At 38.5% G+C, this 15,666-nt stretch carries 13 protein-coding genes; 3 read left to right on the top strand and 10 right to left on the bottom strand.

Features of this window, described 5'->3' with window-relative positions; all coding sequences use genetic code 11:
* Nucleotide 1 precedes the first annotated feature (1 nt).
* Entirely contained in the window at nucleotides 2-1,129 is a 1,128-nt protein-coding gene (locus AB3I00_RS10130) for an ABC transporter permease (RefSeq protein ID WP_368025160.1), read from the top strand.
* A 109-nt stretch (nucleotides 1,130-1,238) separates the two neighbouring features.
* Here the strand turns inward: AB3I00_RS10130 and AB3I00_RS10125 are convergent, their stop codons facing one another.
* The 9 genes from AB3I00_RS10125 to AB3I00_RS10085 form a co-directional block, all read right to left on the bottom strand.
* Nucleotides 1,239-1,679, bottom strand: coding sequence for a PTS sugar transporter subunit IIA (locus AB3I00_RS10125; protein ID WP_368025159.1), 441 nt, complete (start codon nucleotides 1,677-1,679; stop codon nucleotides 1,239-1,241).
* Between the two features lie 10 nt (nucleotides 1,680-1,689).
* Complete coding sequence (locus tag AB3I00_RS10120) at nucleotides 1,690-3,723, bottom strand: BglG family transcription antiterminator (RefSeq protein ID WP_104764150.1); 2,034 nt, start codon at nucleotides 3,721-3,723, stop codon at nucleotides 1,690-1,692.
* Between the two features lies 1 nt (nucleotide 3,724).
* A complete protein-coding gene (locus tag AB3I00_RS10115; RefSeq protein WP_368025158.1) occupies nucleotides 3,725-5,428 on the bottom strand; it encodes a PTS transporter subunit EIIC in 1,704 nt (567 codons plus the stop codon).
* Between the two features lie 92 nt (nucleotides 5,429-5,520).
* Entirely contained in the window at nucleotides 5,521-6,471 is a 951-nt protein-coding gene (manA, locus tag AB3I00_RS10110; protein ID WP_002291489.1) for a mannose-6-phosphate isomerase, class I, read from the bottom strand.
* Nucleotides 6,472-6,509: 38 nt separating this feature from the next.
* Entirely contained in the window at nucleotides 6,510-7,535 is a 1,026-nt protein-coding gene (locus tag AB3I00_RS10105; protein ID WP_002291488.1) for a serine hydrolase, read from the bottom strand.
* A 208-nt stretch (nucleotides 7,536-7,743) separates the two neighbouring features.
* Nucleotides 7,744-8,613 (bottom strand): VOC family protein, encoded by an 870-nt coding sequence (locus tag AB3I00_RS10100; protein WP_002315730.1) that lies wholly within the window; start codon nucleotides 8,611-8,613, stop codon nucleotides 7,744-7,746.
* A 204-nt stretch (nucleotides 8,614-8,817) separates the two neighbouring features.
* Nucleotides 8,818-10,710 (bottom strand): ABC transporter ATP-binding protein, encoded by a 1,893-nt coding sequence (locus AB3I00_RS10095; RefSeq protein WP_002291484.1) that lies wholly within the window; start codon nucleotides 10,708-10,710, stop codon nucleotides 8,818-8,820.
* Entirely contained in the window at nucleotides 10,707-12,434 is a 1,728-nt protein-coding gene (locus tag AB3I00_RS10090) for an ABC transporter ATP-binding protein (RefSeq protein WP_002315729.1), read from the bottom strand. The genes AB3I00_RS10095 and AB3I00_RS10090 overlap by 4 nt, the downstream gene beginning before the upstream one ends.
* Before the next feature lie 15 nt (nucleotides 12,435-12,449).
* The gene (locus AB3I00_RS10085; protein WP_024635844.1) at nucleotides 12,450-13,100 is read right to left on the bottom strand and encodes a TetR/AcrR family transcriptional regulator; all 651 of its coding nucleotides are present in this window, start codon (nucleotides 13,098-13,100) and stop codon (nucleotides 12,450-12,452) included.
* Between the two features lie 203 nt (nucleotides 13,101-13,303).
* Between AB3I00_RS10085 and AB3I00_RS10080 the strand changes: the two genes are divergently transcribed.
* Together AB3I00_RS10080 and AB3I00_RS10075 are read left to right on the top strand one after the other, a co-directional pair.
* On the top strand, nucleotides 13,304-13,600 hold the full coding sequence (locus tag AB3I00_RS10080; protein WP_002291478.1) for a rhodanese-like domain-containing protein: 297 nt from the start codon (nucleotides 13,304-13,306) through the stop codon (nucleotides 13,598-13,600).
* Nucleotides 13,601-13,788: 188 nt separating this feature from the next.
* Nucleotides 13,789-14,409, top strand: coding sequence for an NAD(P)H-dependent oxidoreductase (locus AB3I00_RS10075; protein ID WP_010732941.1), 621 nt, complete (start codon nucleotides 13,789-13,791; stop codon nucleotides 14,407-14,409).
* 88 nt (nucleotides 14,410-14,497) lie between these two features.
* On the opposite strand, the gene AB3I00_RS10070 is transcribed toward AB3I00_RS10075, so the two are convergent.
* Nucleotides 14,498-15,664 (bottom strand): AI-2E family transporter, encoded by a 1,167-nt coding sequence (locus AB3I00_RS10070; RefSeq protein WP_002291475.1) that lies wholly within the window; start codon nucleotides 15,662-15,664, stop codon nucleotides 14,498-14,500.
* Between the last annotated feature and the right edge of the window lie 2 nt (nucleotides 15,665-15,666).

The following is a 15,666-nucleotide window of genomic DNA, read 5'->3' as shown; positions in this document are numbered from 1 at the left end:
TATGACTTTATTTACATTTGAACGCAATCTCTTACTAAAAAACAAAGTAAACTTTTTATTCCCTCTATTGTTGATCGTGCTCTTTGCATTCCCACTTTTTTTTGATCATGAACTTGCTTATACAGAATTCGATGAACTGAATCATAACTATGAAGAGACGCAAACTTTGATTGAAACGTTGAAAGAAGATGAGAATGAGAAAGAATTTGTGGAAAGTTTAGAGAAAAGCAACAAACTGATCGAAGCAATGTTACATGCAAAAAACACAGGGAACGTCCAGGAAATGGTCGAAGCAACTTATCATTATGAAAAAGATATACTGGATCGACTGATTTCTGGTCAAAGACAAGGAATTCCAATCATTGAACAACAAAAACGTGTCGAGTTGCTCCATTATATGAAAGAACATCAGATCCAAAGATATTCTATTTTTGACTTGCCAGCGCATCTCCCTTTAGCGAATTACTACGAAAATATTTTTTCAGGAATAATTTCTAGTTTTTTGATTTTATGTATAACCGCCTTGTTTCTTTCCTCGATCATCTCTTATGAAAAAAGAAAGCAGGTAATCTCTCTAGTCAATCTATTACCGGATAGTATGGTAAAGAAACATAGCATCCGTTTCACCGTTTATTATGGTGCAGCTATGCTAAGTCTCGTGATTCCATGTTTGTTCGTCTCTATACTAGTAGTAATCAAAAATGGTTTGGGCGACTTCCGTTATCCTGTAGGAACGATCATTGGTCAGGAGATACGAATCCTTCCGATGTATGCGTATCTTTTCCAGAGTTTTCTGTTCCTGTTGTTGTGGGTACTCTTTTTAAGTACAATCAGTTTTCTTCTATCTGCTTTATTTGAACATTCTCTAGTCAATCTTTTAGGTACACTTCTTTGTCTTTTCTTAGCAGAGTATCGCTTGTTTTCTTCGATTGAATGGATAGAATCAATCAGTCATTACTTGCCAACTTCTTATGTTGATTTTCAAAATGTGATCGTAGGAGGAGATATGTTCTCGCCACTAGCTTCAGAACAGGTTACTTTCATGAATGGTATCTTGACACTTGGTACATGGAGTATCGTTCTATTATTCATAGGTATGGGCGCTATCTATATAAAAAAGAGCTATTAAAACACAAAAATAATAGGAGCGGTGACAAAAATCTTGTCACCGTCTCCTATTTTTCACTTGGTTGAAGTTATTACTTGATGCAAGGCAGCTTTTTTACTGAGAACATTGGTTATATATCTCCATGTTCAAAAATCATTTGGACTTCTTCAATGGTTTCCGCATCACTGAGTGCCATTACTTGGTCGATGTCTGAACAGAAAAAGGCTAAATCTTGGAGCACAGCTAACTGATGTTCTCTTTTTAAAGCCACTACAAATAAGAGTGTCGCGATTTTTGGTTCCTCTTTTGTTCCAAAGTCCACACCATCAGGCACTTGGACTAAATAGATCCCTTCTTCTATTACTTCTTCATCTTTGTCAGTCCCATGTGGCAAGGCTACGAAATTCCCGATATAGACACTCGATTTTTCTTGTCTTTCGATCATTGATTTGATATATGCCGCTTTGATTCCCCCTTGTTGGGTCATCCACTGGCCGATCTCGGTCAACGCTTCTTTCCAATTTTGATAGGATTGATCGAGCAATATTTTTTCTGCTGGTAGCTGGATCATCTTTTCACCCTCATTTCTTTATTTCTTCAATCAGGATTTTCGCTAACAATTGATAAACAATTTCTTTATTTCCTGAGCGGAAGATCTCGGTGTTCAAATCGTTCATGATGATTGCTCCACTGATTTTTCCTAAAAGAATCCCGTCTTTTTCTTGGATTGGCGAAGGCGCCAGCATAACTAACATACGGGACAATTCGACTGGCTGTCTATCCATCCCGTCAATTGTCAACGGTTGTTTCAAATTAAAAATACAAAAGATCGGTTTAGAAACCAATGAGCTGGATGTATGGAATAACCCCATATTTGTATGAGGAATTCCGATAGGTGCTTGTTCGTATCGCTTAAGCAATCGGCGATGAACCACCTCTTCATCCGTTACTAGTCCTTCAGGAAAATAAGGAAATAAGCTGCGAATCGTTTCGGAGACCGTATCAGGGTTATCTAGTTCTTGAATAAAGAAACGATCAAGTAATTGATTGATTTGCTCCATGAAATGCATCGTTTCCTCATAAGTATCTTCTAGCATCCACTCGTTATTGCTGTTATACGTATTTTTTTGCCTTTTTTTCTTCTCAATATGCGAAAAAGCTTCTTTTAGCTGCTTGACTTCCTCTTCTAGCAGTAGCGGGGAGACTAAAATATATGTTCCATCATATCCTGGTAGAATAGATGTAGAAATAACAATATCATATTCTTCTTGTAAATCAATTTTTTTCAAATCAGCGATCCGATAGAAATGAATCTGTTGAATGAAAGGAAAATACCGTTTCAAACGCAGTTCCAACATGCTAGTAGAAGCTAAGCCGCTTGGTGAGAATCCTGCAATACTGATATTGCTTTCTTTCGGACTTTTTTCCAATGAATTTGCAAAATGAAGGACCATATATGCGATCTCTTCTTCTGATAATTTCTTTTCTTGAAAAATCCGCTCTACTGCTTGGCGGATTGCATTGGCAATTTCCTCATATTGAACCATGATTTTTTCTAAAATCGGATTAGTCAGTGTCTCTTCTTGTAAAACGGCTCTTGAAAACACACCAGACAAATGGGTCAAAAGCATTTTGTACAAGGTTTCATCTTCATAAAAATGGACATTCGTCTCTTCACTTACTTCTTGAATCAGTTGTTTTACTAAATAAGCAAGCTGTGTATCGAACGTTTCTTCAAAGAAATTCTGATCAAATGAGTTCGTGAAGTCATTTAATAATCCTGCAAAAAAGACGATCTCATTTACTGGGTAAAGTTGTTTTGTCTCAGAAGCAATCCGTGAGAATAATCGTTTAGCGGTCTGAAGCAATTCTTTGTTTGCCAGACCATTATACGTCTCATTTGTCAGTAAATGATTTTTCGTTACACGATCCATCGTCAATGTCAGCATCAAAACCAAATGTTCAAGTTTTCTATCACTTAGATTGGTCTTTTTTTGGATCAATTCTTCCCCGACTACTTGGCGTGCAAGAGACAGATGTTGCGGATCAACGAATCGAAAAAAGTAATTCAGCGATGAATCAAAAGAAATACTATGAAAAAGTTCATATTCATTGATTTCTAATTCTAATACATTCGCTGTTAGAAGCCGACGGTATTTTTCCGGTCCTACGATCTCATATCCTTGGTTCCGAATGATTTCCAAAGGCAGTTGGCGGGTACTTTCTTCCAACTGTTTGATATCTGCATAAAAAGTAGTATTACTGATGCGGTATAATTCCATAAAATGGGCAAGACTCAACGGTTCTGTCGTTAGTAACAGCTCGGCTAAAATTGCGTGCTGTCGTTTAGCAGTAGGCAAATCCTCGCTTTTCCCATCTGTATTTTCTTTTAATTGCTCCATTACTTCTTCCGATGCCTCAATGACAAACGAACCTCTTGCTACTTTTTTCAAAGAAGCATTTACCGATTTCAATGAGACTTCAAGATTATCTAATTCGCGGTAAACGGTCCGCTTGCTGACTTTCAATAAATTCATCATTTTTTGGATAGTCACAGGTGAGGGACTGCTGAGAAATTCTGCTAATAATTGTTTTTCTCTGGGCGATAAGTACATCTTATTTTTCTCCCTTCACGAGTTTTTCGTATTCATTCGTAGCTACCCAATGTTCCACTAGGACTAGCTGAGGGATCGTTTCTTTTAGCTGTTCATTTACAGCTAGTTCTCTTTGGGCGATATAAATCGTTTTTTCTTGGATTTTGAGCTGTTCGATTGGTTCCTTTAAGATAACAAACTGTTTTTTCTCTTTTTTTGCTAATTGACTTAAAATCGCCATGCCCATGGTTTGTGAACCACGTCTATTATTTTTATACAAAAACACAACGTTAACGGGCGACTTTTTCTGTTCTACTACTTCTACTCTCTCTTTTTTTTCTTTCCAATTTGGTTCGTGGATCGCTTCTTTTATTCGTGACAGCAAGATATCTGTTTCCAAAAAGTGATCCAGTACGAAAATTTGACTTTGAGGTACTTTTTCTCTTGCAAGATCCGCTAATTCATGTTGGACGATAACAAGCTGATTTACTTGATTGTTCAATTCATAGACAGAGCTGTATCCAACAGCGAGATCAATTTTTTCCGCTGCTAATTTTTTCTTCAGCAAGGCGGCTCCCATAGCGCTTGATCCCATGCCTGAGTCACACGCAAAAACGACAGAATGAATGGTAGATAGTTCCAAGATTTCTCCCCTTTCTTTGACCGTGTTGTCTCCTTTTTCTTTTTTCGGTAATTTCAATAGCAGCGTTGCACAAATGAAGGTTACAAATGTACTGATTGCTATCCCTATACTTACCCCAGCTAGTTGCGGATAAGGCGTATTGGCAAAAATCACGAGTAGTGACCCGGGCGATACAGGAGTAGCTAATCCCGCATCTAACCATTGGAATATCAACGTGCCGCTTGCTCCACCAACCATTACAGCTAAAAACAGAGATGGACGCAACAAGACAAACGGAAAATAAATTTCGTGAATCCCACCAATCGCATGGATCATCAACGCTCCACTTGCGTTTACTTTTTCCTGTCTTTTTGCAAAACAAAGGATAGCAAGTAAGATCCCTAAACCAGGTCCCGGATTTGCCTCCATCAAAAACAGGTAAGAGTGTCCGACTGCTTGTGAGAATTCGATTCCTAAAGGTGTCAACACACCATGGTTGATTGCATTATTAAAAAATAATACTTTTAGAGGTTCTAGGATCAAACTGACAAGCGGCAACAGATTCATTTTGACTAGCCAAGACACGACGGAGACAAGCAACAGGTGGAAACTATTTAAAGCTGGCTCAATAAAAACGATTCCAATTATACAAATGACACTACCAATCAGCCCTACTAGTAAGTTGCTGACAAGCATTTCATACCCAGCTTTGAATTTCGCATGAAATCTAGAAACAAATTGTTCATACAAGAAGCCGGCAAGCGGGCCTATAATCATCGCTCCTACGATTTGCGGGGCATCGGAACGAGCAATCAACCCTAAAGAAGCGATTGCGCCCGCGACTGCCCCTTTTTGTCCCCCTACCGATTTTCCGCCTGAATAGCTGATCAAGATTGGTAAAAGCAGTTGAATCATCCAGTGGCATACCTCTTCCAACGTGGCGTGCAAATCGCCAGACACACCTTTTATTACTAATGATAAGATTCCCCAAGCAATAAACAGACTTAGGTTTGGCATGATCATTTCATTCAAGTGGTGTCCGGCTTTTCTCAGTTGTTTCGTAAACACTCGACTGCTGCCGTTTGCTTTCCATTTGTATTCCATCTTTTTCACCATACTTCTATTTATTGATAGACGGATTTTATGTAGAAAAAGCAGCAAACGAAAACCGTCTGCCGCTTTCAGCTATCTGGGAACTATTTGCCTGGTTCAGACGCAATGATTGCTAGTTCACCTTGAACCGTCCACTCAGAAACGCCACTTGGAATGATACAGCTTGTTCCTTTTTCTAATGGATATGTTTTTCCGTCAACAACAAGGTCTCCTGCTCCTTCAATCACTGTCATCAACGTATAAGGGGCTTGTTTTTTGAAAGATGTGATTCCTTTAATATCCCACTCATATACATTGAAAAACTCAGTTTCTAAATAAGTGACGATCGATGAATTCCCTTTTCGGACTTCTTTGATTTGTAATTCTGGTGTTTTGGCAGGGACAGTTGTTACATCAATCGATTGTTGGATATGCAGCTCTCTTGTTTGTCCTTGCGCATCTTTTCTGTCATAGTCATACACGCGATAAGTCGTATCGGAGCTTTGTTGTGTTTCTAAAATCATGATCCCTTTACCAATAGCATGGATCGTTCCGCTTGGTACATAAAAGAAATCACCTTTTTTAACTGGTACTTTCTTCAAAAGGTCATCCCAGCGCCCCTCTTTGATCATCTCAGCTAGTTCTTCTCTTGTCTTTGCATGATGACCGTAGATAATTTCTGCACCAGGTTCAGCATCGATGATATACCAGCATTCAGTTTTTCCTAATTCACCTTCATGTTTCATCCCATAGGCATCATCTGGATGTACTTGTACAGATAGATCATCTTCTGCATCTAAGATCTTGATCAACAATGGAAACACTGGTTCTGAAGGATGGCCAAACAATTCCTTGTGTTCTGACCATAGTTCATCTAATCTTTTCCCTTTGAATTCGCCATTTTCTACTACACTGACACCATGAGGATGCGCGCTGATCGCCCAATCTTCTCCGATTTTATCGTTAGGGATATCAAAACCGAAGACTGAACGTAAACGGCTTCCTCCCCAAATTTTTTCTTGAAAAACTGGTTTTAAAAACATAGGTTCCTGCATAATTCAAACTCCTCTCATTTTTCATAGCTATTATAGCATTATTTCTGTAATACCGCTTTCTCTTTCAAAAAGTTTTCAACAATTTCATCTCGACATATGAGATACTCCGCACGATGATCGACAGGATGTACGCGATTGGACAGAAATATCAACGCTTCTTGTGTTTTTATATCAATCAAGAAAAACGTACCTGTATAACCAGTATGAAAAAGAATCGCATGACCGTCTCCTACATCTTTTTTTAGATCCCACCCTAGAGAACGATAGCCATTTCTTTCTGGAGTTTGATCTTGTAGCAAAGAATCAATCGTTTCTTCTTCTAAAAACCGACCATTACTGATTTTTCCCTTGTTCAAATACATTTGGACAAAAGTAATGCTGTCGTTCAAATCGATAAAGAGCCCAGCATTTCCTGCATGTTCAGCTAAAACTCTTGCTTTCGGATCATGAGTTTGTCCACACAAAACCTCACCCGAAGGCAGTTGTTCTGTGGGAACGATTTTTTTGGAAGGAAAAGGAAGAAATAAGCTGTTCATCATTCCTAATGGTTCCAATACTTGTTCTTGAAAGATTTCCACTGCAGTTTCTTGGTAAATTTTTTCCAGCATCAATCCAAGAAGAATCGTTCCGGCATCTGTATATTTCACTTCTTTTCCTAGTTGCTCACCTGGTTCTAGCTTCAAATAAGCGGCAATCAATTCTTCCTGAGATAGCTCATCTCTGTTTGGTATCCATGTTTTGATATCAGAAGTATGTGTCAGTAAATGACGCAAAGTGATTGTCTGATTTTCAAATTCAGAAAGATATTTATGCAGTGGTTGATCGAGTTCTATTTTTCCATCTTCTAATAGACGCAAAACTAATGAAGTGGTTGCAACGACTTTCGTCAGTGATGCTGCATCAAACAACAGATCTTCTGTCATCGGCTGTTTTTCAGGAACGACTTGGGCAAAGCCAGCTGTAAATGATTCTACTTGATTTTCTTTGATGAAGGCGGCTGCTACACCTGGATAAAATCCTTCTTCCATTTTTTTCAAAATAAGCTGTTTCGTTTGTGGGTACATCTTCTTCTCCTGCTTTTCTGTCAAATTCTTACAGTCCAAGCTTAAAGCTTAATCTATGAGGAATCAACCTTTTTACACAAAAAAAACTGCGCGGAAAACCACGCAGTTTCATTCGGTATACCGTTTGCTCTTTCTATCTCTAGAACAAGTAATAGTATGACCGTTTATAAAATGACGAGACATGCGACAATCGTTAAGAAAGAAAAAGTTAAGCGTCGCATCGAATGTCAGTTTTATTCTTTTCTTTTGGCTCACTGACGAACCACCATTCGATTCCTATGGCATCATAGATTGTGAGTACTGTATGCTTTTTGTCCAAGAAGAAATCGACTGATAATTGCTGCAAGTGAGCAATCAGTCCTTCCATGCTTTCAGTATCAATCATGAATTTCAGAAAATCAAGGCCAATCACTTCATCTGTAGGCAAATCGATGGCACCACCACTTGCTTCTGTCAATCCAACATGGAAATCTCCTTCATTCAATACATGGATGCCCTCTTCTTCATTATGTACCTTCAAACCAAGGACACGATTAAGAAATTGGCGTTCTTTTGCTAAATCAGTAACATTTAAATGGATTTTTTCAAAATAAGATCCTGCTGTTAGTTTACTGAATTTTTCTTCAGATTTTCTTAACAACGCTTCTTGATCCATCGTCTCTGGAACTTCTCTTTGGTGATTCTTATTCTCTTCATGGTAAATTTCTAATTCATTCTCTTCTGGGTCTACGAGTAAGATCCCCATACGTCCATGATCTTCTAAAGCTTCTTTGATTGGATAATTCATTTTACGAATACGGCAAAGAATATCTGCCATTTCTTCTGTGCTAGGGATAATCAATGAGAAACGGTTCAGCTTTTTGATCTCCCCCATGTGATCATTCGCTCTAGGACTTTCTTCCAGCAGCAACATTTCACTTCCAGCTTCTTCTGTTCCTAAAATGGCTAATTCGTTTTCTTCTCTTTTCAAATCAAAGCCAACAACGTTCTTGTAAAAATCAATCATTTTATCTCGGTCTTTCACCCGAATGGCTACACTTTTTAAATAGGTGGCAGCCCCCAATTGAAAATCTCTCATATTTCTTGCTCCCCTCTACGTCAAGCTTTATTTTAACGATGGATTCTTCTTCTTTCAAGCAATAACTTTGATTTTGTTAAAAAAAGTGTGAGAAACTTCGCATTTTACTTGTTTTTTATAAATAAATGAGTAAAAAACCACATGAAACTCATTTTCTTGAAATGTGCTTCATGCGGTAAAGAAAAATAATAAATTTGTACGTTTCTATGAAGCTTCTTCTTCAGAAAACTGACTGTTATAAAGATCTGCATAGAATCCGTCTTTTTCCATCAATGTATCGTGGTTTCCAGTTTCTACGATCGAACCATGATTCATCACAATAATGTTGTCTGCATCGCGTATTGTAGACAAGCGGTGAGCGACAACAAAACTTGTTCGGTTTTCCAATAGGCGATTCATCGCTTTTTGAATCAGTATTTCTGTTCGTGTATCTACACTAGATGTTGCTTCATCAAGGATCAGGACATCCGGATTTGCTAAGAATGCCCGCGCAATAGTGATCAGCTGACGCTGCCCTTGCGAAATATTGCTTGCATCCTCGTTTAATACAGTGTTATATCCTTCTGGCAATTTACGAACAAAATCATCTACGTGAGCGGCTTTAGCAGCTTCAATGACTTGTTCATCTGTTGCATCGTCGTTCCCATATTTGATATTGTCATAGATACTTCCTGTAAACAGCCAAGTATCTTGTAGTACCATTGAAAACTGTGCGCGCAATTCATCACGTGAAAGGTCACGGGTATCTACACCATCGTAACGAATACTGCCTCCAGAAACATCGTAAAACCGTTCAAGAAGGTTGATCAGTGTCGTCTTTCCTGCACCGGTTGGCCCTACAATAGCGACCATCTCACCAGGTTTGACATCCAAGTTGAAATCAGTCATTAGCAAGTTATCTGGTGTGTAGCCGAATTGAACATTTTCAAAACGAACTTTGTATGGTGTATCTTTTTCTTCTGGAAGGCCAGATTTTTCATTGGACATCTCTTCTTCATCCAACACTTCAAATACCCGTTCGGCTGAAGCAACTGTTGATTGGATAGTGTTCATCAAACTTGCAAGTTGAGTGATTGGTTGAGAGAACTGTGTCGTATATTGTAAGAATGCTTGAACATCCCCTAATGTCATGTTCCCATTTGCAACTTTTACTCCGCCTAGTACAGCGACGAACACATAGCCTAGATTTTTAACGAAATTCATCAACGGCATGATGATTGCCGAAATAAATTGAGCTTTCCAACCAGCGGCATACAGATTCTGATTTTCTTTTTCAAATACTTCCTGATCTTTTTCAGTATGATTGAATGTTTTAACGATCGTATGACCACCATATGTTTCTTCTACTTGGTTATTCAATAAACCTAAACTTTTTTGCTGATCTGCGAAAAACACTTGTGATTTTGGCGCAACGACCATAACGATGATCAAGCTTAAAGGAATCATCAATAACGCGACTAATGTTAATTGCCAGCTGATTGAAAGCATCATCACGATGACCCCGATCAATGTGACTGCACTAGTTACAAATTGAGTCAAATTTTGTTGCAGCGTGCTTGCGATGTTATCCATATCATTGATTGCTCGAGACATGATATCGCCATTTGTATGTGTATCATAATAGGAAATCGGTACACGATTCATTTTGGCTTCCAAGTCATGACGCAACTCATAAACTGTCCGCTGTGAAACACGTGTCATAATAAACTGCTGTAAAAAGTTGAATACAGCTGAGATCAAATACATCACGATTACTGTTGCAATGATTTGCGCAATTTTATCAAAATCTATCGGAAATTTTGTTACTTGTTGCCCTTGTTGCATCTGTTGCGCGCCAGCCATTACACCTTTGAATATTTCTGTAGTTGCTTTCCCCAAAACTTTTGGTGTTTGGATTTGGAAAATCACGGCTGCTATTGCTAGTACAAATACAGCGATGATTGCAACCATACGTTTAGACATATAGCCAAACAATCGGCGTACTGTTCCCCAGAAATTTTTAGGCTTTTCCCCTTTTACACCGAGATTCCTGCCAGGTCCGCCGTGTCCTGGACCGCCTGCTGGTCCGTGAGAGGGACGTGTGTTTGTTTTACTCATGCTAAGTCCTCCTCTCTTAGTTGTGAATGAACGATTTCTTGATAAGTTTCATTTGTTGCCAATAGTTCTTCATGTGTTCCTTTGCCAACTAGTTTTCCTTCATCTAGTACAAGGATCATATCTGCATCCATTACTGTACTTACTCGTTGAGCAACTAAAACCGTGATACTTTCTTTCATATTCGTTTTCAATGCTTGGCGAAGATTGGCATCCGTTTTGAAATCCAATGCTGAGAAGGAATCATCAAACACATAAATGTCTGCTGTTTTGACTAATGCCCGTGCAATTGCTAGACGCTGTCTTTGTCCGCCGGAGAAGTTTCCTCCTCCTTGTTCCACATGGCTGTCTAAGCCATCTTCCATCTCTGAAACAAAATCTTTAGCTTGTGCGATTTCTAATGCTTTCCAAATCATTTCATCTGTTGCATCCGGCTTACCATACTGCATATTGTCTCGGATCGTTCCAGAGAAAAGAACTGCTTTTTGAGGAACAAAGCCCATTAGCTCCCGCAAATTATATTGAGTCATTTCACTGACGTCCGTTCCGTTTATTTGGATCGAACCAGATTCGATGTCATATAATCGGGGGATCAAATTGACTAAGGTCGTTTTACCTGAACCAGTTCCTCCTATGATTGCGACAATCTCGCCCGACTTAGCTTGAAAATCAATATCTTCCAATGCAAGTTTTTCTGCTCCATGATATCGATAATTGACATGATTGAAGGCCAATGTTGCTTCTTTTCCAGCAAAAGAAACGGTTTTAGGATTTTCAGGGTCATGGATACCGATTTTTTCATCCAACACCTCATTGATACGGTCAGCTGAAGCTTGTGCACGAGGTACCATGATGAAAATAGCGGAAAGCATCATAAAGCTGATCAAGATCTGCATCGCATAAGTCATAAATGCAATCAGATTACCGACTTCTAAGGTCATATCTGCTATGTAGTGTCCACCAAACCAAGTGATTGCTACGTTTGTACCGCTCATGATCAATGTCATCATCGGCATCATCAATGCGACGATCGTATTCACTTTGATTGCCGTATTTGTATAGTCTTTATTCGCTAAATCAAAACGATTTTCTTCAAAGCGCGTCTTATCGAATGCGCGGATGACTCTGACACCTGTCAACCCTTCTCGAAATACCAGGTTCAAACGGTCAGTTTTCTTTTGCATGCTTTTGAATAATGGAACAGCAAAATACATGATTCCGCCAATCAAAATAATCATTACTGGGATGACGACTAAGAAGATTTTTGTCAACTGATGATCTTTTTGATAAGCAAGTATACTCGCGCCAATCAACGTGATTGGTGCATTGATCATCATACGTAAAAACATTTGTGTGACCATTTGGATTTGAGTCACATCATTGGTTGTTCTTGTGATCAAAGAGGCCGTTCCGTATTTGTCAAACGCATCTTTTGTCAGGCTCTCTGATTTTTTATAGACATCCGTACGCAATTGCTTACCCAGTTTCTGTGATTCTCGAGTAGCAAAAAATGTATTTGCAATAGCGGCTAAGATACTGATCAAAGAAAAACCGATCATCACAAAACCTGTATGCCAAATATAATCGACATCTCCTTGCGCTACCCCTTTATCAATGATATTGGAGGTAAGTGTAGGCAAATATAAATCTGCCAGTACTTGGATCACCATGAAAACTGCAGCTGCAATTGCTGAAGTCAAGGAGATCCGTTTTACGATTTTTAGCATCTAGTTCCCTTCTTTCTATTTATATACTCCGTTTTTCAGCCAAGAAAGTTTCAAATTGAATTCACTGATTGCTTGCTCTGCTGAGTAATCTTCGGATGTTGAAAATAAGCGATACGAATGCGCAATTGTTGTAAATACAGTATTCATGACTAATTGGATCAGTAACTCCAATTCATGATCATTTTTTACTTTCAACTTCGTCCGATCAATCAATTCAAGCAACTCTTTTGCATCTTGTTTGTGTTCTTTATGTGGATCATGAGGCGTTTTTTGGCGACTCGTATGAGGAGCGACTTTTCTTGAGGCACGGTAATCCATGTTCATAAACAAGTTACGATAAAAAGAAGCATTCTCACCTTCCAAAATCTCATAAATCATTTTAGAAAAATAGGATTCGAATCCTTTGAATAGATCACCATCGGATTCTTTCATTAGTTGCAACATATCTTTAGAGCTGTCACGTCTCATTGTCTCAAAGTAATAAAAATAAAGATCCTCTTTATCTTCAAAATACTGATAGAAACTGCCTCTAGGGATATCCGCTAATTTGACGATATTAGCAATCGAGGCTTCTTTCAAAGGTACTCTAGAAAACTCGATTCTCGCCGCTTCAATTAACCTTTTTTGTTTTTCTTTCGGCAAATGGAAAAATGTCTGTGTCGGCATATGGATCCTCCTTTCTTCTAAGATGACACATTGTCATATGACGCTATGTCATTATAACACCTCCCACCTGTTTTGCAAGACATTTGCATAGTTTTTTTCATTATTATCCGATACATTAAAAAAATGATAAGAGGAATCCTTCCATTTGAATTAATGAGAGCTGCCCATTAAAATAGCCACATACTAAACAAAGGATGAGATAAATGGCCCAATCAATTAGTGTCCAAGACTTCAATAAATTGCCTCTCGATGCTGACAGCATCGTTTTAGATACAAGAAATACTTTAGATTACACAAAAAAACACTTAAGCCACTCGCTTTCTATCCCCGCTGCTATCTTGCCAAGACAATTAAAAAATCTAGATCCAAAAAAACTTTATTATATTCTAAGCTACACAGGCAGACGATCAGAAGCATTAGCCGATCAACTTACTGCTAGCGGATTTCGTGCTGTTTATATCATTGGTGGGATGGAAGCTCTTCAGTCAAGCGTTGCTTGAACATTGCTTGTTAGATTCAAAGGGGGCTGTGACAAAAGTCGTGTCACAGCCTCTTTTATATCCTGTTTTTTTAGTTATTTATTCTTCAACCTTATCAATATGACTTGATAGCCTTTTCTTTTTCGAGTAAACTGATTTTGTTAGTCATAGTTATAACAATCATAGCAATAAAAGGAGAAGGTAAGCATATGGCATCTGTTTTAGTAGTCAAAGGTCATCCCCTAACTGCAGAAGAATCACGTACAGTTAAGGCATTAACGTCTTTTTTAACAAGTTATAAAGAAAATCATCCAGATGATGAAGTGACTGTTTTGGAACTTTATCGCGATGATATTCCAGAAATCGATGAAGAATTATTATCAGGTTGGGAAGCATTACGTGCTGGTGCAGAATTCACTTCCTTATCAGAAAGTCAACAACAAAAAATCGCTCGTTTCAATGAATTGACTGAGCAGTTCCTTGCTGCTGATAAAATCGTTATCGCAAACGCCTTATGGAATCTAAATATCCCAACAAAATTAAAAGCTTGGTTCGATACTGTCAATGTAGCTGGAAAAACGTTCCGCTATACAGAAAACGGGCCAGAAGGATTAGTGACAGGTAAAAAAGCACTGCACATCCAATCTAACGGCGGTGTATACAACGGACAAGACTTTGCCTCTCAATATGTAAAAGGTATTTTGAACTTTGTAGGCATCGATCAAGTAGATCAACTATTCATCGAAGGAATCGATTATGACCCTGACCGTGCAGATGAGTTGATGCAAAATGCATTAGATAAAGCTGCTGCTTTAGGTAAATCATTTTAAAATTGAGGTAAATGTATATAAAAGAGACAGAGGGAAAAATCTTCAAAGCAACATTTGTGCTTTGGATATTTTCCTCTGTCTCTTTTTGTTATTCTTTCTGCTTTTTCAACGGATTTTCTTCATAAAGAGAAGAAATCGTTGTATACCATTCAAAAACATGAGTGATCACTACTTTAGCTGCTGCATAAACAGGAATCCCCAAGATCACACCAACGATCCCGAACAATTTCCCTGACGTCAGCAAAACTAATAAGATCGTTACTGGATGAATTGCTAACTGATTTCCCAATACTAACGGAGAGATCAAGCGTCCTTCTATTGTCTGTTCTACTGCAAAAACGATCAGTACCTTGATGATCATGAATGGACCTGCCACAATAGCTAAAAAGATGGCTGGAATCATTGCTAAAAATGAGCCTAAGTATGGGATCAGATTCAAGAACCCTGCAATGATTCCCAACGTGACAGCATATTCTAAACCAATGATTGCAAAACCAATCATAAACATGATTGCCACAGCAAAAGCCACAGTTAATTGCCCTCTTATATATGAGGAAACTTGACTATTCATTTCACTCAGCACATTCAACGTCGGTTTTTGCATGCGTGTTGGTAAAAACTTGACGAAATAAGGGGCTAATCGCTTACCATCTTTCAATAAATAAAATAAGATAAACGGCATCGTCAGCAAAGCTACTAAAATAGTCGCTACCGCACCAACAAAACTCCCAAGACTCTGAACTGTACTCTTAGATATGTCTTGGATCATATCACCTGCTGAATTCATGAACTTATCACCTGCTGTTTCCAACTGTTCTCGAAATTGGTTGAACAGCGGGTCTCTCAAGATCTCGGTCAATTTATTATCGATCGTATCAACGTATTGAGGAAAGTTACTGATAAAGCTGACTGTTTGTTCCTGGATCTTAGGTATGATCACTACGCTTCCCCATACGATTAATGCAACGACCAAAACAAACAGCCCAATGATACTATAGAGCCTTGGTACTTTTCGCTTCTCAAAGTAATCAACTACTGGATTCATCAAGTAATACAAGATGCCTGCTAGAATGATAGGTAGTCCTACGATTGCTAAAAATTGCCAGATCGGTGCAAACAAATAAGAAACTTTTGTAAATAAAAAGACGATCAGCAATATTAACAATACAACAAGTAAAGCTGTGACCACTTGATTATTTAAAAACCAGCGCCAAAACCAAGACACCGGTCTGTTCTTCTTATTTTTCCCTTCCATAA

This window comes from Enterococcus sp. C76 (genome assembly GCF_040886985.1).
In the GTDB taxonomy this organism is placed as follows: Bacteria; Bacillota; Bacilli; order Lactobacillales; family Enterococcaceae; genus Enterococcus_B; species Enterococcus_B lactis.
The sequence above is the reverse complement of the archived record's forward strand: the minus strand, read 5'-3'. Positions and strand labels throughout refer to the sequence as shown.